The 18,151-nt window shown below is 57.7% G+C and carries 17 protein-coding genes and 2 pseudogenes; 6 read left to right on the top strand and 13 right to left on the bottom strand.

The window, feature by feature from the left end; genetic code table 11:
* Positions 1-11: 11 nt before the first annotated feature.
* Entirely contained in the window at positions 12-260 is a 249-nt protein-coding gene (locus tag ABIE16_RS01970) for a DUF6124 family protein (protein WP_057713571.1), read from the bottom strand.
* A gap of 443 nt (positions 261-703) precedes the next feature.
* On the opposite strand from ABIE16_RS01970, the gene ABIE16_RS01965 reads away from it, so the two are divergent.
* Together ABIE16_RS01965 and ABIE16_RS01960 are read left to right on the top strand one after the other, a co-directional pair.
* Positions 704-1,342: a glutathione S-transferase family protein gene (locus ABIE16_RS01965; protein ID WP_429520467.1), complete on the top strand. Its 639-nt coding sequence runs from the start codon at positions 704-706 to the stop codon at positions 1,340-1,342.
* A gap of 147 nt (positions 1,343-1,489) precedes the next feature.
* The gene (locus tag ABIE16_RS01960) at positions 1,490-2,065 is read left to right on the top strand and encodes a hypothetical protein (RefSeq protein ID WP_429520466.1); all 576 of its coding nucleotides are present in this window, start codon (positions 1,490-1,492) and stop codon (positions 2,063-2,065) included.
* A 23-nt stretch (positions 2,066-2,088) separates the two neighbouring features.
* Here the strand turns inward: ABIE16_RS01960 and ABIE16_RS01955 are convergent, their stop codons facing one another.
* From ABIE16_RS01955 to ABIE16_RS01925, 7 genes and pseudogenes are all read right to left on the bottom strand, one after another.
* Positions 2,089-2,736, bottom strand: coding sequence for a peptidase inhibitor family I36 protein (locus ABIE16_RS01955; RefSeq protein WP_429520465.1), 648 nt, complete (start codon positions 2,734-2,736; stop codon positions 2,089-2,091).
* 411 nt (positions 2,737-3,147) lie between these two features.
* Positions 3,148-3,555: pseudogene (locus tag ABIE16_RS01950) on the bottom strand (methyl-accepting chemotaxis protein); the annotation flags it as partial.
* A gap of 138 nt (positions 3,556-3,693) precedes the next feature.
* Positions 3,694-4,467, bottom strand: a pseudogene (locus tag ABIE16_RS01945) (PAS domain-containing protein); the annotation flags it as partial.
* A gap of 628 nt (positions 4,468-5,095) precedes the next feature.
* Positions 5,096-6,109, bottom strand: coding sequence for an ABC transporter substrate-binding protein (locus tag ABIE16_RS01940; RefSeq protein WP_429520464.1), 1,014 nt, complete (start codon positions 6,107-6,109; stop codon positions 5,096-5,098).
* On the bottom strand, positions 6,106-6,654 hold the full coding sequence (locus ABIE16_RS01935; protein WP_429520463.1) for a sigma-70 family RNA polymerase sigma factor: 549 nt from the start codon (positions 6,652-6,654) through the stop codon (positions 6,106-6,108). The genes ABIE16_RS01940 and ABIE16_RS01935 overlap by 4 nt, the downstream gene beginning before the upstream one ends.
* 139 nt (positions 6,655-6,793) lie before the next feature.
* Positions 6,794-7,585, bottom strand: a complete 792-nt coding sequence (locus ABIE16_RS01930) for a phosphate/phosphite/phosphonate ABC transporter substrate-binding protein (RefSeq protein WP_429520462.1) — start codon at positions 7,583-7,585, stop codon at positions 6,794-6,796.
* 144 nt (positions 7,586-7,729) lie between these two features.
* The gene (locus tag ABIE16_RS01925) at positions 7,730-8,671 is read right to left on the bottom strand and encodes a fatty acid desaturase (RefSeq protein ID WP_429520461.1); all 942 of its coding nucleotides are present in this window, start codon (positions 8,669-8,671) and stop codon (positions 7,730-7,732) included.
* Between the two features lie 328 nt (positions 8,672-8,999).
* Here ABIE16_RS01925 and ABIE16_RS01920 point away from each other — a divergent pair, with 328 nt between their 5' ends.
* Complete coding sequence (locus ABIE16_RS01920; RefSeq protein ID WP_429520460.1) at positions 9,000-9,416, top strand: GNAT family N-acetyltransferase; 417 nt, start codon at positions 9,000-9,002, stop codon at positions 9,414-9,416.
* Positions 9,417-9,548: 132 nt separating this feature from the next.
* Here ABIE16_RS01920 and def read toward each other — a convergent pair whose 3' ends face one another.
* Together def and ABIE16_RS01910 are read right to left on the bottom strand one after the other, a co-directional pair.
* Positions 9,549-10,088: a peptide deformylase gene (gene def, locus ABIE16_RS01915; protein WP_429520459.1), complete on the bottom strand. Its 540-nt coding sequence runs from the start codon at positions 10,086-10,088 to the stop codon at positions 9,549-9,551.
* A gap of 2 nt (positions 10,089-10,090) precedes the next feature.
* Complete coding sequence (locus ABIE16_RS01910) at positions 10,091-11,050, bottom strand: YihY/virulence factor BrkB family protein (protein ID WP_090457393.1); 960 nt, start codon at positions 11,048-11,050, stop codon at positions 10,091-10,093.
* 354 nt (positions 11,051-11,404) lie between these two features.
* On the opposite strand from ABIE16_RS01910, the gene ABIE16_RS01905 reads away from it, so the two are divergent.
* Positions 11,405-11,782 (top strand): hypothetical protein, encoded by a 378-nt coding sequence (locus tag ABIE16_RS01905; protein WP_429520458.1) that lies wholly within the window; start codon positions 11,405-11,407, stop codon positions 11,780-11,782.
* A 202-nt stretch (positions 11,783-11,984) separates the two neighbouring features.
* Here the strand turns inward: ABIE16_RS01905 and fadD1 are convergent, their stop codons facing one another.
* Positions 11,985-13,685, bottom strand: coding sequence for a long-chain-fatty-acid--CoA ligase FadD1 (gene fadD1 / locus ABIE16_RS01900; RefSeq protein ID WP_090457395.1), 1,701 nt, complete (start codon positions 13,683-13,685; stop codon positions 11,985-11,987).
* Between the two features lie 375 nt (positions 13,686-14,060).
* Entirely contained in the window at positions 14,061-15,749 is a 1,689-nt protein-coding gene (gene fadD2 / locus ABIE16_RS01895; RefSeq protein ID WP_429520457.1) for a long-chain-fatty-acid--CoA ligase FadD2, read from the bottom strand.
* A gap of 245 nt (positions 15,750-15,994) precedes the next feature.
* On the opposite strand from fadD2, the gene ABIE16_RS01890 reads away from it, so the two are divergent.
* A complete protein-coding gene (locus ABIE16_RS01890; protein WP_090457399.1) occupies positions 15,995-16,939 on the top strand; it encodes an alpha/beta hydrolase in 945 nt (314 codons plus the stop codon).
* Positions 16,940-16,983: 44 nt separating this feature from the next.
* Entirely contained in the window at positions 16,984-17,454 is a 471-nt protein-coding gene (locus tag ABIE16_RS01885; RefSeq protein WP_007995982.1) for a MaoC family dehydratase, read from the top strand.
* A 123-nt stretch (positions 17,455-17,577) separates the two neighbouring features.
* On the opposite strand, the gene ABIE16_RS01880 is transcribed toward ABIE16_RS01885, so the two are convergent.
* The gene (locus ABIE16_RS01880; RefSeq protein ID WP_429520456.1) at positions 17,578-18,045 is read right to left on the bottom strand and encodes a ferritin-like domain-containing protein; all 468 of its coding nucleotides are present in this window, start codon (positions 18,043-18,045) and stop codon (positions 17,578-17,580) included.
* Between the last annotated feature and the right edge of the window lie 106 nt (positions 18,046-18,151).

Raw genomic sequence — 18,151 nt, 5'->3', positions numbered from 1 at the left:
CCGCTCAGTGTTCAATCCTGCGGATCGAGGTTATCCAGCACCCGGTTCACCGCCAGCTCGGCCAGCATGATGATCTGTGCGATCGCCAGCGCCGTGTTGCGATGGCTGCCTTCCAGAAAAGCAGCGAAGTCATTGGTCATGACACTCGCCGAGGCCAGTGATTCGCAGGCGTGCGCCAACAGCGTTTCGTTGTTGATGCCAGGCGAGATGGAGAACATGGGGCTGGGATTGCGTGGGGGGTTTGGCGTGGGTTTGAACATGGCAATGCTCCTAGAGTGATGGAGCTGTCACGATTCGCTGCTAGACGAATTAAGGTGGCAGCCGTGCGCGGGCTAGCAGACCAGGACTCTAGAACCCGGTAGACCCGAAGGTCTTCCCACACACAGCCGCCATAACGTGAATCGATCACGAACGGTGGACGCCATGCGTCTAAAGTATCCAGGCTGCTAGACCCGGTCGCTGAATTTGCAGCGACACGGAACAATACGAGTCTGGATACCAGGCGCACAAGTCGGCGGATTCTGGCGTAGTCGTAGGTAATTCCGCAAGAAATCACTGACTGCGGAAATCCTCTGATACCCCTTGCCTACGGACCATTCCTACAGGTTTACGTCTGGTCCTGCGGATCCTGCAGACTTGATGTCAGCCGTCGGCAGGCACACTATGAATTCCCGACGCCATGATTCGCTGACGGAGTAGCAAAATGGAACATGCACTGAAGATTCTCGGCAAAGCCTCGTCCATCAACGTCCGAAAAGTCCTGTGGACTTGCGAGGAGCTGGGTATTGCCTACGAACGCGAGGACTGGGGCAGTGGTTTCGCGTCCACCCACAGCCCCGAGTTCCTGCGCTTCAATCCCAACGCACAGGTTCCGGTGATCATCGATGAAGCCGGCGTGTTGTGGGAATCCAATACCATCTGCCGCTATCTGGCTGGCAAACACCACCACCATCACAGCGAGTTGCTGCCCACCGAACCGGCCGCCCGCGCTCGGGTGGAGCAGTGGATGGACTGGCAAGCCACCGAGCTCAATCCGTCCTGGAGATACCCGTTCATGGCACTGGTGCGCAAGGACCCTGAATTCCAGGACCCGCATAGCCTTGAAGTCGGCATCCGTAGCTGGAACCAGAAAATGGGCATCCTCGAACATCAACTCGCGACCACCAAGGCGTATGTCGCCGGACCACACTTTACCTTGGCCGACGTTGTCATCGGTTTGTCGGTCAATCGCTGGCTGATGACGCCGATCGAGCGTGCGGACTACCCTGCCGTCGACGAGTACTTCAAACGCCTGGCGCAACACCAGGGTTTCCTGAAGCACTGCTGCAACGGTTTGCCTTGAATGGCCGCAGGTTGCCGCCCGGCGGCAACCGCTGACCGAAACCGCATCAGCGATATAACTCTAACTATTTGATTTTACTTACATTAATCAACGAGACACACTATTTGCTGAGGCCACGCACCGCCATTACCACAAGGTCTCTTCATCATGTTGGTCAGTGCAAAACAATCGTTGGTGACCCTACTCCCCAAGCGTCCCGGTGACGAGCCGTCCGCCGATGCCGCCGCCGGTCTACAGGGCGGCATGCAGGCGGTAATCGCCCAGGCCCTGCAAAACAATGTGCAGGCGCAAACCACGCAAGCCACTACGCAGGTCCAGGAATCGGCAACCCAATCGGCCACGCAACAGGTCAGCGAGGCCGCCAAGGCCAGCGACAATGTCGAAGAGGCGTTCGCCAAAACCCGCGTGAACCTGCAAGCGGTCTATGCGCCGCTACCTGAAGGCGTCAAGGAATCGATCGGGACCAAAGGCTCGGCCACGGACCAGTTCAAGGACTACATGAGCAAAACCCCGGAAGAGCGCCTGCGCGATGCAATCCTGGATGAAATGGGGCTGACACAGGAAGAGATCGACCAAATGCCGCCAGAGAAGCAAATGGCGATCGGCGAAGAAATTGCCCAGCGTATACAGGACAAGGCAGAAATCGCCAAGGCTGAAAAAGAGCACGAAAATGGCGACCAGAACAAACTACAGGTGGTCGACAAGTTCCTCGCTGCGCTTTAACAGGCAGCTCCTGCAATTGGTGCTCACTTAGTATCCCCGCCAAATAATGTAGAGATCTTAATACTCACTATCTTGTCGCCCGAGGACTGAAGGTGATCGATGGCATATATTTCTGTCCACGCTCCGGAAGGGTCTGATTTTTCGGGAACACTGAATGGGCAACACTCATCACCAATACCAACTTCCTTTAGAGTGCTAGTTTCTATTACTCCCACCCCATCTCTCCTGTCCAACCCGTATACGATCGAGGCGTAGGCTTTATTGTTATATTTCCACGACGATACCTGTAGGCTCATATCGTAGTCTGCGAGATTGAATGGACTGAATTCTTGCTTACTGCGCAATGACACTTTCCTGCCGGTGTAATATGGGTGCTCCCAGACGCAAAAATAACCATAGTCGCAGGTACTGTCCGGTTGAGCGGAGTCCTTGGGAGGAAAAGTCATAACGACTGCTCCATCTCCATAAACCACTTGGGTAGTACTGACCTGCCGTGCTCCCGCTTTTCTAGCGAGCTGTTGATCAATCTGCTGTTGTACCTCGTCCTTCTGTAATTCAGTCATTGAGGGATTGAGCAATGTGTATTCGCTTTGCCCTACCGACTCTTGCTCAGCATTTGCACCGAGGTAGACAACTAGTGAAAAAACAGTAACAACCCATTTGATTTTCATATTAGATCTCGTCCATGCGAGTTATGAGCACCCCGGTTTTTATCCGACGTTCTATCGGTAAACCAGCGCCACGTATTCGAGAACACATAGTCCAACCAATTCGATAGTGAGTCTACTGTCAGAACTGACAGGCATCGGGCTCCGAGCTCCGAGCTCCGAGCTCGGAACAAGGGCAAGCCAACAAACAAAATTGGTCCTGTCTCCTTCCGGGCAACGGCGCAGGGAAATCTTGCAGATCGAATGCTTATTGGCTTGGATGTGATAACGGAGCCCGATTGCCGGGCTCCGTAAAAGCAGGCTCAATGACCGAACGCCCCAACCCTCTTGGCCCTCTTGTCAGCGCGCTTTTTGCCGATCTTTTTGGGTCGCTCTACCGGGACCCTTTTTCATTTGCTCCTACAGTTGCCCTGCTTAGTTCAATTGCAATGTCGAGTTGAACTGACTGATCGCATCCACCACATGCCGCGAACCCTGCTGGATTTCCAGAATCACCTCCCCTGCCTCGTTCGCCAGTTCCACGCCGAGGCCGGTTCGACTCAGGCTCGATTGCATGCTCGACACCGCGCTGAGCGACAAATCGTGGTTCTTGCGCACCACCTCGACAATCTCCAGCGTCGCCTGACTGGTGCGCGCCGCGAGGCTGCGCACTTCATCGGCTACCACCGCAAACCCGCGCCCGTGCTCTCCGGCACGGGCCGCTTCGATCGCCGCGTTGAGCGCCAGCAGGTTGGTCTGATCGGCAATGCCGCGAATGGTCTGCACGATGGTGCCGATGATGTCGGACTGTTTGCTCACGGCGTCGATGCTCAGTGCCGCCTCGTTCAAGTCCCGGGAAATGTCCTGGATGATCTGCACCGTCTGCTGCACCACCTCGGACCCCTTGCGCGCACAGACGTCGTTTTGTACCGAAGTGCTGTGGGCCGATTCTGCGGCGGTTTGCAGGGTGGTCATCTGGTGGGTGATATCGCTGGCGAACTTGACCACCTTGTACAACCGCCCCTTGGCGTCGAACAACGGGTTGTAGGAGGCTTCCAGGAATACCGTCTGACCTTGCTTGTTCCTGCGCTCGAAACGATGGGAGTGATATTCGCCGCGGTTGAGCGAAGCCCAGAAATTCCGGTAGCCCTGGGACTCGGCTTCGGCACGGTGGCAGAACAGGCTGTGATGCTGCCCCACCACTTCGTTGAGCGAGTACTGCATGGTTTTCAGGAAGTTCTCGTTGGCGCTGATGACCTTGCCTTCGGGCGTGAATTCGATCACGGCCATCGAGCGGCCGATCGCGGAGAGCCTGCTTTCGTTTTCGTGTTCCTTGTTGATCCGTGCGGTGATGTCGGTGGCCACCTTGATCACACTTTTCACCAGCCGGTCGGGGCCCAGCACCGGCATGTAACTGGCTTCGAGCCAGATCTCCCGGCCACTCTTGTGCAAGCGCAAAAAGGTCCCGCTCAGCGGCTCGCCCCGCGCCAGGTCACGCCATAACTTGGTGTACTCATCGCTGCGGTAATACTGCTCTTCACAAAAGACCCGGTGATGTTTGCCGCGCACTTCGTCAGCGCTGTAGCCCATGGCATTGCAAAAGTTTTCGTTGGCATCGATGACGATGCCGTCCGGAGTGAATTCAATCATCGCCATCGAATGACTGATCGCCGCCAACTTGGCATTAACCTCAGTCAGCGCGCAACTGAACCGTTCAATTTCCAGCAGGTCGGCCTTGTGATGTAGGTTGAACATTGTCGTATCACCTTCCGCGCGGTTTTTTGATTGATGAACGTTGCAGGTCTTTCAAATCCACCACTACGCTCCGTGGAACAGGCACACGCACCCCTCCAAAAAGAAGGACTAGTCAGGTGATAAATGATGTTCAATCGGAGGGTCCTTACAGCGACACGCTCATCAAGACATCCTTCTCTTGATAGCCCGCATTCGGGCCAGCCCTAACAGATTCACAACAAATTCCATTTAGCGGACAGCTCCTTGCCATCAAGTGTTGGTGCCTTCGATTGCGCACTCTGCGACCAGAGATCGACCACCTCATGAGGGTCGATACAGTTAGTTACACCTGATCATAGACAGCAACCTCGGGCTTGCAAGGCCACTAGTCTGCCACTACTGAGGACAAAATCGGTTCAGCAGCTTGTCGAGGGGGGAAATACTCGGAGAACTAGACAGATCAGCGGTCGGTAGTGAGAGCGGCGCTGGCTGCCGAACTGGCTTAAGGCTGTAGACCATTCGCGAGCAAGCCCGCTCCCACAGGGGATCGGCGGTGACCACAGGTTTTGTGGAAATCACAGATTCAATGTGGGAGCGGGCTTGCTCGCGAATGGTTGCAGCTCAAACACTGCAGAACTTTCAGAACAAACTACAAGCTGGCACTTACCTTGGTGGCCACCTCTCCCGGCACCCACCCCTTCCATACCTGCGGCTGCTCACGCAAAAACGCTTCGGCGACTTCCCGGGGTTTCTGCCGTTTTTCACTCATCTGACCCAAGGTCTGGTTCAACAGATCAATCGGCAAATCGACCTTTTCAAAGAACGTCACCAGGTCCGGGTATTGCGCCTTGAACGGTGCCGATACGCCGATGGCCAGGCTGGCCGGCATCGAGCGCGTGCCTTTGGGGTTCGGGTTGTTGGCATCGGCCAGGGTTTTCCAGGCTTCGGCATCGAACGGCGGCTCGTCGAGTTTCACCAGTTTGAACCGCCCCAACAGTGGTGTCGGCGACCAGTAGTAGAACAGCACCGGTTTGCCACGGCGAATCGACGAGGCCACCTCGGCATCCAGCGCGGCACCGGACCCCGTGCGGAAGTTGACGTAGCTGGCGGTCAGATCATAGGCCTTGAGTTTCTGGCTGTTGACGATTTCCGAGGTCCAGCCGGTCGGGCTGTTGAGGAAGCGTCCGCAGCTCGGGTCTTCGGGGTCACGGAACACGTCCTTGTACTTCGCCAGGTCGGCAACGGATTTCAACTCCGGGGCCAAGGGCTTGATGCCGCGCTCCGGATCGCCCTTGATCACGTACTCCGGCACCCACCAGCCTTCGGTGGCGCCTTTGACCGTATCGCCAAGGCCGAATACCTTGCCCTCCGCCGCCGCCTTGACCCAGGCGGGGCTGCGTCCGGCCCACTCTTCACCGATGACCTGGATGTCGTTTTTGGCCAGCGCCGCTTCAAGGCTGACGGTGCTGCCCGGCAGCGTGTCGGTCGGGTAGCCGTAACCTTTTTCAACGATCAGGCGCAGGATTTCGGTGATGAGGCTGCCGCTTTCCCAAGTGATGTCACCAAAGTGAATAGGTGCCGCTTTTTCCGTGGCCGATGCCGGGTGGGACAACAGGCTCAGGGCCAGCAACGAACTGCCGAGCAGGGTTTTGATCGATCTCATGCGGACCTCTTGTTCTGGAGGGGACGGTTCAGGGATTGGTTGGCGCTGTGCCGGTCGCACAGGGCCTGGGAACGGGTCATGTAATCGCTTACTGAACGCAGGGAGATGCCCAGCGCAGCGGCAATTTGCGGATAGGTCAGGCCGTCGATCCGTGACAGCAGGAAAGTCGAGCGGACTTTGCCTGGCAGCCGCTGAAGACTGCGACCCACACGGGTCAGGGTCTGGGACACCTGGGCCAGTTCTTCCGGCGATTGGGCGTGGATCGACTCGGTCTGTTGCAGTTGTTGAAGGTACTGGCGCTCCAGGTCACCTCGACGCCAACGCTGATAGAGCAGGCGCTGGGCGATGGTGGTGAGCAACGCACGGGGTTCACGGATTGCCGTCAGGCCAGGGGCCTGCAGCAGTTGCACGAAGGTTTCGCAGGCAATGTCTTCGACAGCAGCGGCATCGTTCAGGGACTGACGCAGGCGCGTGCAGAGCCAGAGGTAGTGGGCGCGGAACAATCCGTCCACCTGTTTGCGATGAAGAATATCGGCGCCGGACATAGGGGCTCCTGGGTTAGGGGTCGCTGAATGTCCGGTGGTCCGGTGAGGCGAATCCTAGCAAGGAGCCTTATTCATTAATAATACTTAAAACTTATTTTTATATTCGATAATGGAATTAAAAAGAACACCTGACAGGCCGCTATCGCAAATCCCCATACCCCAGCACCTCGGCCTCACGCTGGTAGTCGAGCACAATCTGATAGTCGCTTTCGTTGGTGGGCAGTACCTCTGGCAAACCGAGGGTTTCGGCAACCTCCGGCAGCTCGCGCAACGCCAGGTTCATCACCCGCAGGAGCTCTTCAGCCTGCTCATCCCGGAACGTCGCGGCAGTTATGAACGGTAAGGCAGGACTGAGCGCGCTGCGGGCAATAACGCGCAAACCGACCACTTCCTCTGCGGCGTGGCGTGCCAGATAGGCAAAGGTCACGCTGTCGATGGCCGCCAGATCGGCAAGGTTTTCGCGTAACCAGCGCAGGCTTTCACGATGGCTGCCGCTGATTCCGACCTGGGCAAAAAACCGCCCGTCACGTTGCAAGGATGCCAAACGGTGGCGCAGCAAATTCATGCCGCTGTTGGAGTCCTGGCTATTGATCACCCCTCGGCTGTGGCGAAAATCCGCCAAGGTCTGTCGCCGGTCATCGACGCGGCACAACAGCAGGCTGCAATGATTGCCGCCACTGCTGTCCGGCAGTTCATAACGAGGCCGCCCCAGCACCCGGACCTTGCCGCGCAATGCCGTCATCAATGGATAGCCGCAGGTTTGGGTGAGCAACAAGTGCGGCGACAACCACAAGTCCAGCAGTGACAGGCCTTCGGCATCCCGGCGGGTGTCGCCCAGGTGCTCGAGGATTCGCGCCAGCCAGCGTTCGTTGGCCTGATGGATGGGTTCGGGGGCGGTGTACATCAGCAGTTCGGCGAAGTGTTGGGTCATCGAAGTTTTCCATGTAACAAAGCCCTCCCTGTGGGAGCGAGCTTGCTCGCGATAGCGGTGTGACATATTGCCTGGATGTTGACTGACACGACGCCATCGCGAGCAAGCTCGCTCCCACAAGGGAACTCAGTTGGTAGCAACAAATCAGTAAAACGGATGCCTCGGGCTGTCGATGGCTTTGACTCCATGTTCACGCCACAACTGCCCATAACCCAGCACCAGAAACCCGCCGCTACGCGCCAGCCATTGCTCGCGGCGGGCCCTGTAGGCGCGGGGCAAGTCGTACCAGGGCAACCCCGGCAACTCGTGGTGCACCAGATGAAAATTGAGGTTCAGGAACAGCCAGCGCCACGGCCACGCCGCTTCATTGAGCACCGTGCGTTGCTCCGGAGCGGCATGAGGTCGATGTTCATAGTAGGAGCGAAACATGGCGATCGACAGCGCCGGCACACTGATCAAAAACAGGTAATGCCAAACCGGCAACAGGCTGAAGTTCGCGATGAACAGCAGCATCAACCCGGTCATCAAGCCGTGACTCAACCACATCAGCCAAGCCTGGCGCTCGCCTGTTCTGAGGCGTTGCAGCTCTTCACGGGCCAATGCCAGCAAGGCCAGCGGTGCCCCCAGGGAAAAACGACCGAGCACGGTTTTGTTCAGCCAATGCAGGCTGCGCACCAGCGGTGAACTGCCCTGCCACTGCCCGGCGCTCAAGTAACGGCTTTCCGGATCGCGACCGGGGATCGTCAGGTCCTCGTCGCGGTGATGCTGCAAATGGCTGTCGCGATACAGGGTGTACGGATACCAGACGGCAAACGGCGCGTAGCCAAGGATTTTGTTCAGGGTTGACCAGCGCGTGGGATGACCGTGCAGCAGTTCGTGTTGCACGGATAACCACAGCACCAGCAATGGAGTCAGCAACAGCGTGCTCCACCATAAACCCAATCGATGGCTGCTCAACACGATGCCAAACCAGCCGCCATACACACCGATCAACAGCAACCAGGTCGGCCATTCGGTGCGCGCGGTGAAGCGTCGGCGCAGTGTTTCGATTTCTTCTTGGTGGGCGCTATCAAAGTAATGGGGCATGGCGTTGCTCAGATCGGGGACCAGTCCCCTTCTGTGCAATGGCCTTGGGAAATCTTGCAGATTATTTTCAGGAGGATCGCTCCCATGTTGCATGGGAGCGATCAATCAACGCGGATCAGTGACCGAATACGCCAACTTTTTTGGCCTTCTTGTCCGCGCGCTTTTCAATGGCGGTTTTCACCGGTTTCTTTTTCGTCGATTTCTTTGAATCCATACCTTTGGACATGATGCGTACTCCACTCATGGGGATGTGAGATCAGGTATACACCTATCCCGGCGCGCGCGTTCTTTTATAATCGCCCGCTTTGCATACCGACAGTCCAAAACCATGCCCCAGACCCGATACACCCTGCTCGACGAGCCTTTATGGCCATTGATGAACAAGTTCTACCGCGCTCACCAATCGTCGATGAAAGCCGTGCGCGACGCGCAGTTGTGGGTGGCCCGACGTGACCAGATAGTTGCCGCGCTGTGTTTGCGTCCGGTGTCCGGCGGGCATTGGCTGACCGGGTTGTTTGTCGATCCGGCCTGTCGCGAACAAGGGCTTGCCGCCGGGTTGATTGCGGCAGCGGTGAAGGATTGCGAACAGCCGGTGTGGTTGTTCTGTCATCCGGATTTGCGGGGGTTTTATGAGCGGCGCGGGTTTACTTTCGATCCGCCGATGCCTTACGCGATGGTTGAACGGTTGAGCCGATACGCGCGCAGCAAGCCGATGATTGCGATGGGGTTGGCGCCAGGCGTTTAACTGACTCAAGACAGTTGGAGATCCAATGTGGGAGCGAGCTTGCTCGCGATGAGGTCCGGTCAGTCAACATTGTTGGCGACTGATACACCGCCATCGCGAGCAAGCTCGCTCCCACAGGGTTTTTCAGTGAGTCTATTCGTCCGCGTTGGGATCCAGGTCCGGGAACATCACCTCGGTGAAGCCAAACTTGCTGAAGTCGGTAATGCGCGACGGGTACAGGCGGCCGATCAGGTGGTCACACTCATGTTGCACCACCCGCGCATGAAACCCCGAGGCAAAACGCACGATGGGCTCACCCTTTGGGTCTACGCCTTCGTAGCGAATCTGTTGATAACGCTGCACCGCGCCACGCAGGCCAGGCACGGACAAACAGCCTTCAAAGCCCTCTTCCAGGATCGGGCTCAGCGGTGTGATCAACGGGTTGATCAGGATCGTCTGCGGCACGGCTTCGGCATCCGGATAACGCTCGCTGTGCTCGAAACCGAAGATCACCAGTTGCAGGTCGACGCCGATCTGCGGAGCGGCCAAGCCAACGCCCCCCACGCTTTCCATGGTCTGGAACATGTCATCGATCAACTGCCACAGCTCGGGGCTGTCGAACATTTCGACCGGCACTGGTGGGGCAATGCGCAGCAGGCGCTCATCGCCCATTTTCAGAATTTCACGAATCATGATCAGGTTTCGTCAATGGTCGGTTTCGGTTGTGAATGATCGCGGCCAAGCCCAGACACGTGGTGCTTTTCCTCATGGACGGGACCATGCTCGCCAGCCACTTTTTCGCCAGGGTCCTTGCCCTCTCGTGACATGTGCTCGATCACGGCGTTCATCTCCGCGCCCAGCAGCAGCACCGCGGCGGAAATGTAGAAGTACAGCAACAGCACGATAATCGCACCGATACTGCCATACATGGCGTTGTAGTTGGCGAACTCCTTGACGTACAAACCGAAGCCCAGGGACGCGATGATCCATACCACTACCGCCAGCACCGAGCCTGGGGTGATGAAGCGGAATTCCTGTTTGACGTCGGGCATGACGTAGTAGATCAACGCCACCGCGACCATCAGCAGAATCACGATCACCGGCCAGCGCGCGATGGTCCAGAGGGTGACGATGAAGTACTCAAGGCCGACTTGCGCAGCGATCCAGCCCATCACCTGCGGCCCGAGCACCATCAGCGCTGCGGCGATCAGCAGCATGCCGGCAATGCCGACGGTGTAGATGATCGACAACGGAAAGCGTTTCCACAGCGGGCGCCCTTCAACCACGTCGTAGGCTGCGTTCATCGCGCTCATCATCAGCCGCACACCGGCGGAGGCGGTATACAGCGCAATCACGATACCCACTGACAGCAGCCCCCCCTTGGACTGCTGAAGCTGGTCTATCACCGGGTTGACCTGCTCCAGCGCCTGGGGCGGCAATACAAGTTCCGATTGCAGGCGCAGCCAGGAGAAGAAGTCGGGCAGATGCAGGAAGCCGATCAGGGCGATCAGAAACAGAATGAACGGAAACAGCGAAAAGAGCATTTGATAGGCCAGCGCCGAGGCATAGGTCGACATCTCGTCGGCGACGAACTCGGTGACCGTGCGCATCATCACACGGTGCAGGGGCAAGCCTCTCATGTCCGGAAAAATCATTAGCGTCTCCATTCGCCGCATACGGATTTGGGGTGAAGTCGTGGCGACTCAGGGGCTGTTTTCTTTCATCAAGGTAGCCCAGTTGGCGACTTTGAAACAAATTCAGCGTGCAAGTTCAGGCTGACACAAAAACGGCCATCTGAAGATGGCCGCGTCTTCTTTTCATTAAAGACATTTCAATGCAGGAAAGTCGTTACACAAGGTTGACCGGGGGCTTTTGCAGGGAGTTTCATTTATTTCACCACGACATTTCATCGTTCAGTGCAGGTTGCGCTTTATGTTTGCGGGCCAACCCTTGAGAATGCGCAACACATTCAGGCCTTGGCGCTGAAGATCCAATCCCGTAGGAACGTTATGAAACTCGATAAAAAGCAGGCCATTGCCCGCAGAAACCAGGAACTCGGCGGTGCTGTGCTTGGCGTCAACAACTGCCACTTCACCGAATTGAACCGCAACCGCAATATCTGGTGGTTCGACATCCCGGTATCGCGCCTGGCCGTGGGTCAGTACGAGTGGATTCACCTGCTGATGCACACGCCGGACACCGACGAACTGCTGCACCTGAAAGTGCCGACCGTGTTCCTGCGTGAGAAGCTCGAAGGCCTGGTGGTGCGCAATGAAGGCAAGCGCAAGGCGGCATTGAGCCTGGAACTGAGCGCCGACAAGGACTCCTTCCTGCAGGACATGCGCCCGGCAGGCACCAACGTCAACTTCTCACCGTTTCGCTTGTAACATCGATCCCTGTGGCGAGGGGGCTTGCCCCCGTTGGGCTGCGAAGCGGCCCTGAAATCTGCAACTGCAGTCCATCAGACTCACCGAGCCCACAGGATCTGCGACTGCTGCGCAGTCGAACGGGGGCAAGCCCCCTCGCCACAAAGGCACTTCTGATTTCGCTAAAAACAAAAAGCCCCGCATTTGCGGGGCTTTTTGTTGATTACGCGGTGGCTTTCTTCGCGTTGATCTTCTTCAGCTCTTCATCGCGCAATTCACGACGCAGGATCTTGCCAACGTTGGTGGTCGGCAGTGCATCGCGAAACTCCACGGAGCGCGGGACCTTGTAGCCGGTGACGTTGGCGCGCATGTGCTCCATCACCTGTTCCTTGGTCAGGGTCACGCCCGGCTTGGCAACGATGAAAATCTTGATCGCCTCGCCCGACTTTTCGTCCGGCACACCGATGGCCGCGCATTGCAGCACGCCCGGCAGAGTGGCCAGCACGTCTTCGAGCTCGTTCGGGTACACGTTGAAACCGGACACCAGGATCATGTCTTTCTTGCGATCGACAATGCGCATGAAGCCATCGGGCTGGATCAGTGCGATGTCACCGGTCTTCAACCAGCCTTCGCTGTCGAGGATTTCATCCGTGGCTTCCTGGCGCTGCCAGTAGCCCTTCATGACCTGCGGCCCCTTCACGCACAGCTCGCCGATTTCGCCCAGCGGCTGCTCGACACCGGCATCATTGATGATTTTGCACAGGGTCGACGGTACCGGAATGCCAATGGTGCCGACCTGGATGTGCTGGATCGGGTTCACCGTCGCCACCGGACTGGTTTCGGTCATGCCGTAGCCTTCGCAGATGGCGCAACCGGTCACTGCTTTCCAGCGTTCGGCCGCGGCCAGTTGCAGGGCCATGCCCCCCGACAAGGTGACTTTCAGCGCGGAGAAATCCAGCTTGCGGAAGCCTTCGTTGTTGCACAGGGCCACGAACAACGTGTTCAGGCCAACGAAGCCGCTGAACTTCCACTTCGACAGTTCCTTGACCATCGCCGGCAGATCGCGCGGGTTGCTGATCAGGATGTTGTGGTTGCCCGCCAACATCATCGCCATGCAGTGAAAGGTGAACGCATAGATGTGGTACAGCGGCAGCGGCGTGATCAGGATCTCGCAACCTTCATTGAGGTTGGAGCCCATCAGCGCCTTGCACTGCAGCATGTTCGCCACCAGGTTGCGGTGGGTCAGCATCGCGCCCTTGGCCACGCCAGTGGTGCCACCGGTGTATTGCAGTACCGCGACGTCACCACTGGCCGGGTTGGCTTCCGCCACTGGCTGGCCCAGGCCTTTGCTCAGCACGTCGTTGAACTTGACGGCCTTGGGCAAGTGATAGGCCGGCACCATCTTCTTCACGTACTTGATGACGCTGTTGATCAGCAGACGCTTGAGTGGCGGCAGCAGGTCGGCGACTTCGGTGACGATCACGTGCTTGACGCCGGTTTTCGGCACCACGGTTTCCGCCAGGTGCGCCATGTTGGCCAGGCAGACCAGGGCCTTGGCACCGGAGTCGTTGAATTGGTGTTCCATTTCCCGCGCAGTGTAGAGCGGGTTGGTGTTGACCACGATCAGCCCGGCGCGGATTGCACCGAAGACGGCTACCGGGTACTGCAACACGTTGGGCAGTTGCACGGCGATTCGATCGCCGGGTTGCAAATCGGTATGCTGTTGCAGGTAAGCGGCAAACGCACCGGACAATTCGTACAGTTCACCGTAGGTGAGTGTCTTGCCCAGGTTGCTGAATGCCGGCTTGTTGGCGAAGCGTTGGCAGGATTGCTTCAACACTGCCTGAATATTCGGATACTCGTCGGGATTGATGTCGGCAGCAATCCCAGCTGGGTACTTATCCTTCCAAAAGTCTTCGATCATGGAAGCCCACTCCTCAGCAACGCGAATTCAGCACCGCATTTGATGCGATTATTATTGGTGTTTGGTCATTGGTGAATCTGGCTGATAGAAGGCCGAGAAGTCACAAAGCGCGCCGAGAGTAGCAGCTTTGCCAAGGGTCGACTAGAGCCAAAAGCGGCCTCTACGGTCACATTTGTGACTCAAGACTAGCGATTGGTCATTTTAGAGCAAAAATTCTATACACCTCTGAAAGCCCCGAAATCCGGGGCTTTCGCTTAAACCTGCAGGAGCGAGCTTGCTCGCGAAAAACGTCCGGGCAACGCGATCATTCAGACAGGGCGCGTTATCTTGACGTCCATCGCGAGCTCGCTCCTACAGGGATCGGCCATTCACCGATCAGGCGATATCACGCAACTCCCGCCGCAGGATCTTGCCCACCGGCGTCATCGGCAGGGACTCCCGCAGCACGATGTGCTTGGGTACCTTGTACGCCGTGAAGTTCTCCTTGCAGTAAGCCTTCAGCTCTTCAAGGCTGACCCCTGCTTCACGGGCCACCACGAACAGCTTCACCGCCTCCCCCGACCGCTCGTCGGGCACACCGATGACCGCACAGTTGGCGACGTTAGGGTGAGCCATCACGACGTCTTCGATTTCGTTCGGGTACACGTTGAAGCCCGAGACAATGATCATGTCCTTCTTGCGGTCAACGATACGCACGAAACCATCCGGGTCGATCACCGCAATGTCACCGGACTTGAACCAGCCCTCGGCATCCAGCACCTCGGCCGTGGCATCAGGTTTCTGCCAGTAGCCCTTCATGATCTGCGGGCCCTTGATGCACAGCTCGCCGCGTTCGCCCAAAGGTTGTTCGACACCGTCATCATTGATGACTTTCAGCGTGGTGCCTGGCACCGGCAGGCCGACCGTGCCGATCCGCGACTGGTCGCCATAGGGGTTGGTGCAGGCCACCGGCGAAGTTTCGGTCAGGCCGTAACCTTCGGTGATGCGGCAACCGGTCAGTTGTTCCCAACGCTCGGCGGTGGCCTTGACCAGCGCAGTGCCGCCGGAGTTGGTGAGCTTGAGGCTGGAAAAGTCCAGGGTCTTGAAGTCCGGATGATCCATCAGCGCAACGAACAATGTGTTCAGCCCCAGCAACGCCGAGAACCGCCAGTTCTTCAGTTCCTTGATGAAGCCGGCGATGTCCCGCGGATTGGTGATCAGCACGTTGTGGTTGCCCGTCACCATCATGCACATGCAGTTCGCTGTGAAGGCATAGATGTGGTACAGCGGCAGCGGCGCGATCATCACCTCCTGCCCTTCGCGCAACAACGGTTGCCCGTCGCTACCGAACTGTCCCAGGCAGGCCCGTGCCTGTTGCATGTTCGCCACCAGGTTGCCATGGGTCAGCATCGCGCCCTTGGCCAGGCCCGTGGTACCGCCGGTGTATTGCAGCACGGCGATGTCGTCGAGGCCGACCTTCAGTGGCTTGATACCCAGGCCACGGCCCATGCGCAATGCGCTCTTGAAAGAAACGGCCTGGGGCAAGGAATAGTCCGGGACCATCTTCTTGACCTTGCTCACCACCGTGTTGACCAGCCACCCCTTGGCGGCGGGCATCAGGTCGCCCATCTTCGCTTCGATCAGGTACTGGATATCGGTGTCGGGGAGTACTTCCTGGACTTTCTGGCCGAACATGTTCAGGTACACCAGCGCCCGGGCACCGGAGTCCTTGAACTGATGACGCATTTCCCGCGCGGTATACAGCGGATTGGTGTTGACCACGATCAACCCGGCGCGCAAGGCCCCGAACACGGCAATCGGGTAATGCAGGACGTTGGGCATCTGCACCGCGATGCGGTCCCCCGCCACTAGGTCGGTGTGGGCTTGCAGATAACCGGCGAAGGCCGCGCTTTGGCGCTCCAGTTCGGCGTAGGTCAGGGTCACGCCCATGTTGCTGAACGCCGGGCGGTCAGCAAACTTCTTGCAGGAACGCTCGAACACCTCGATCACTGACTTGTAGGCTCCCAGATCAATATGCAGGGGGACACCGGCCGGGCGTTTGTCATTCCAGAAATCAGGTTGCATTGTTCTTGTCCTCTTTGACCTGAATCTATCCGGGGCCACTTTTCTGTCATTTTTCAAAAAAATGCAAAAAGCGGAGCTTCACGGACACTAGCAGTTATGACGTAGCAGGCAAATATGCCCACGGCCGTCATTGACCGTATGAATCTTCTTGCCGTGGCGTAGGCTGATCAGACGCCCGGCCAAGGATGCGCTATAAACTGCAACGAGCTGTTTGCGACCAGGCAGCCTCATGCAAAGGAACCGCCATGATCCATGACACTTTCTGGCTGACCACGAGCGACCACAGCCGCCTCTTCGTCAACCAGTGGCTTCCCGACGGCAGCCTCAAGGCAATGATTCTGCTGGCCCACGGCATGGCCGAACACAGCGGTCGTTACGGCCCCCTTGCGCAAAAGCTCTGTGACCAGGGCTATGGCGTGTGCGCGCCGGACCTGCGTGGACATGGCAAAACTGCCGAAAACGGGACACTCGGGCATTTCGCCGATGACGATGGCTGGTGCAAGGTCGTGAGCGACCTGGCCAGCCTCAACCAGCACATCGGCCAGCAGCACCCTGGCGTCCCGATCGTGCTGCTCGGTCACAGCATGGGCAGTTACATCGCCCAGGCCTATCTGCTGCACCACAGTGCCAGCCTGCACGGGGCAATCCTCAGCGGCTCGAACTTCCAGCCTGTGGCGCTTTATCGCGCGGCACGGCAAATCGCCCGTCTCGAACGCCTGCGCCAGGGCCGCACAGGACGCAGCGCATTGATCGAATGGCTGTCGTTCGGCTCGTTCAACAACAAATTCAAACCGGCACGCACACCGTTCGACTGGCTCAGCCGCGATCCGGCGCAAGTCGATCTGTACGTCAACGACCCGCTCTGCGGTTTCCGTTGCACCAATCAACTGTGGATCGACTTGCTCGGCGGCTTGCAGCAAATCAGCAAAGCGTCCAATCTCGCGCAGATCGACCCGGGCCTGCCGCTGCTGGTGATTGGCGGCGAATGTGATCCGGTGAGCGAAGGCAAACGTCTCAAGGATCTGGCCGACGCGCTGCGGGCGGCCGGCAGCCAGCACCTGCAACTGACCGTTTACCCACAGGCGCGGCACGAACTGTTCAACGAGAGCAACCGCGATGAAATCATCGCCGATGTGCTGAACTGGATCGCACAGGCCTTGAGCGCTCCTCGGCCGCACCGGTCCGAATAGATTTTTTTTGTGAATTTTTTAATTCGTCACAGGAATTGAGACAGATGACCCAGGTTACCAACACCCCTTACGAAGCCCTCGAAGTCGGCCAGACCGCCAGTTTCAGCAAGACGGTCGAAGAGCGCGACATCCAGCTGTTCGCTGCGATGTCCGGCGACCACAACCCGGTACACCTGGATGCCGAATACGCCGCCAGCACCATGTTCAAGGAGCGCATCGCCCACGGCATGTTCAGCGGCGCGTTGATCAGCGCGGCGGTCGCCTGCGAGTTGCCTGGCCCGGGAACCATCTACATCGGCCAGCAAATGAGCTTTCAGAAGCCGGTGAAGATCGGCGACACCCTGACCGTGCGCCTGGAAATCCTGGAAAAACTGCCGAAGTTTCGCGTGCGCATCGCCACTCGCGTGTTCAACCAGCGCGATGAACTGGTGGTGGATGGCGAGGCGGAAATCCTCGCGCCACGCAAGCAACAGAGTGTGACGTTGACCACACTGCCGGCAATCAGCATCGGCTAATTGACGGGGCAAAAACTGTGGGAGCGAGCTTGCTCGCGATGAGGGCCTGACATTCAACATTGATGTTGACTGATCTGGCGCTATCGCGAGCAAGCTCGCTCCCACAGTTGTTTCAACCAGTCGTTACGAACGTGCACGCGCCTGGTTACGCAGGGCCTTGACCTGATCGTGGTTACGCTGCACGCCGTGGTACTGACGCTCAACCAGGTCGCGAATGCCCACCAGGTTGTGCTTGTTGATTTTCTCCATGGCGTCGCGGTAAGCCTTCAACGCATGGTCTTCTCCGCGCTCGGCTTCATTGAGCACGGCCTCCTCGCCCTTGCCGGTGAACATCGACTTCACGTCGACCCAGCGACGGTGCAAGTCGCCGCTGACACTGGTGGAAGTTTCCGGATCGCCACCCAGTGAACGCACGGCAGACTGCAACTCCGCAGCGGCCGTACCACATTCGGTCGAACAATTGATGAACAGGGTTTTGAGTTCAGGGTGCTTGATGTCTTCAGCGCATGTCTTGAACCCGGCCTGACCGTCCTTGCTGGTTTCAATCAGGTCGTTGAGTACAGAAATCGCTTCTTTATTGATGTCGGTCATTTTTCAATTCCTTGCGGCGGATGAAAGGTGTAATGACCGCTGCACTCTGCATGCCAGTTCGGAATCGTTCAGCTATTCTTTATTTTTCAAATAGTTATCCATTATC

The organism is Pseudomonas sp. 2725 (genome assembly GCF_050434585.1).
GTDB lineage: Bacteria > Pseudomonadota > Gammaproteobacteria > Pseudomonadales > Pseudomonadaceae > Aquipseudomonas > Aquipseudomonas jessenii.
Note: the sequence above shows the minus strand (reverse complement) of the source record. Positions and strands in the feature narration are given on the sequence as shown.

Coding starts and splice junctions, on each gene's coding strand:
- ABIE16_RS01885 (WP_007995982.1), top strand. CDS start 16,984: ATGACCCAGGTTACCAACACCCCTTACGAAGCCCTCGAAGTCGGCCAG.
- ABIE16_RS01970 (WP_057713571.1), bottom strand. CDS start 260: ATGTTCAAACCCACGCCAAACCCCCCACGCAATCCCAGCCCCATGTTC.
- ABIE16_RS01880 (WP_429520456.1), bottom strand. CDS start 18,045: ATGACCGACATCAATAAAGAAGCGATTTCTGTACTCAACGACCTGATT.
- def (WP_429520459.1), bottom strand. CDS start 10,088: ATGATTCGTGAAATTCTGAAAATGGGCGATGAGCGCCTGCTGCGCATT.
- fadD2 (WP_429520457.1), bottom strand. CDS start 15,749: ATGCAACCTGATTTCTGGAATGACAAACGCCCGGCCGGTGTCCCCCTG.
- ABIE16_RS01925 (WP_429520461.1), bottom strand. CDS start 8,671: ATGCCCCATTACTTTGATAGCGCCCACCAAGAAGAAATCGAAACACTG.
- ABIE16_RS01935 (WP_429520463.1), bottom strand. CDS start 6,654: ATGTCCGGCGCCGATATTCTTCATCGCAAACAGGTGGACGGATTGTTC.
- ABIE16_RS01890 (WP_090457399.1), top strand. CDS start 15,995: ATGATCCATGACACTTTCTGGCTGACCACGAGCGACCACAGCCGCCTC.
- ABIE16_RS01905 (WP_429520458.1), top strand. CDS start 11,405: ATGAAACTCGATAAAAAGCAGGCCATTGCCCGCAGAAACCAGGAACTC.
- fadD1 (WP_090457395.1), bottom strand. CDS start 13,685: ATGATCGAAGACTTTTGGAAGGATAAGTACCCAGCTGGGATTGCTGCC.
- ABIE16_RS01940 (WP_429520464.1), bottom strand. CDS start 6,109: ATGAGATCGATCAAAACCCTGCTCGGCAGTTCGTTGCTGGCCCTGAGC.
- ABIE16_RS01930 (WP_429520462.1), bottom strand. CDS start 7,585: ATGACCCAACACTTCGCCGAACTGCTGATGTACACCGCCCCCGAACCC.
- ABIE16_RS01965 (WP_429520467.1), top strand. CDS start 704: ATGGAACATGCACTGAAGATTCTCGGCAAAGCCTCGTCCATCAACGTC.
- ABIE16_RS01955 (WP_429520465.1), bottom strand. CDS start 2,736: ATGAAAATCAAATGGGTTGTTACTGTTTTTTCACTAGTTGTCTACCTC.
- ABIE16_RS01910 (WP_090457393.1), bottom strand. CDS start 11,050: ATGATTTTTCCGGACATGAGAGGCTTGCCCCTGCACCGTGTGATGATG.
- ABIE16_RS01920 (WP_429520460.1), top strand. CDS start 9,000: ATGCCCCAGACCCGATACACCCTGCTCGACGAGCCTTTATGGCCATTG.
- ABIE16_RS01960 (WP_429520466.1), top strand. CDS start 1,490: ATGTTGGTCAGTGCAAAACAATCGTTGGTGACCCTACTCCCCAAGCGT.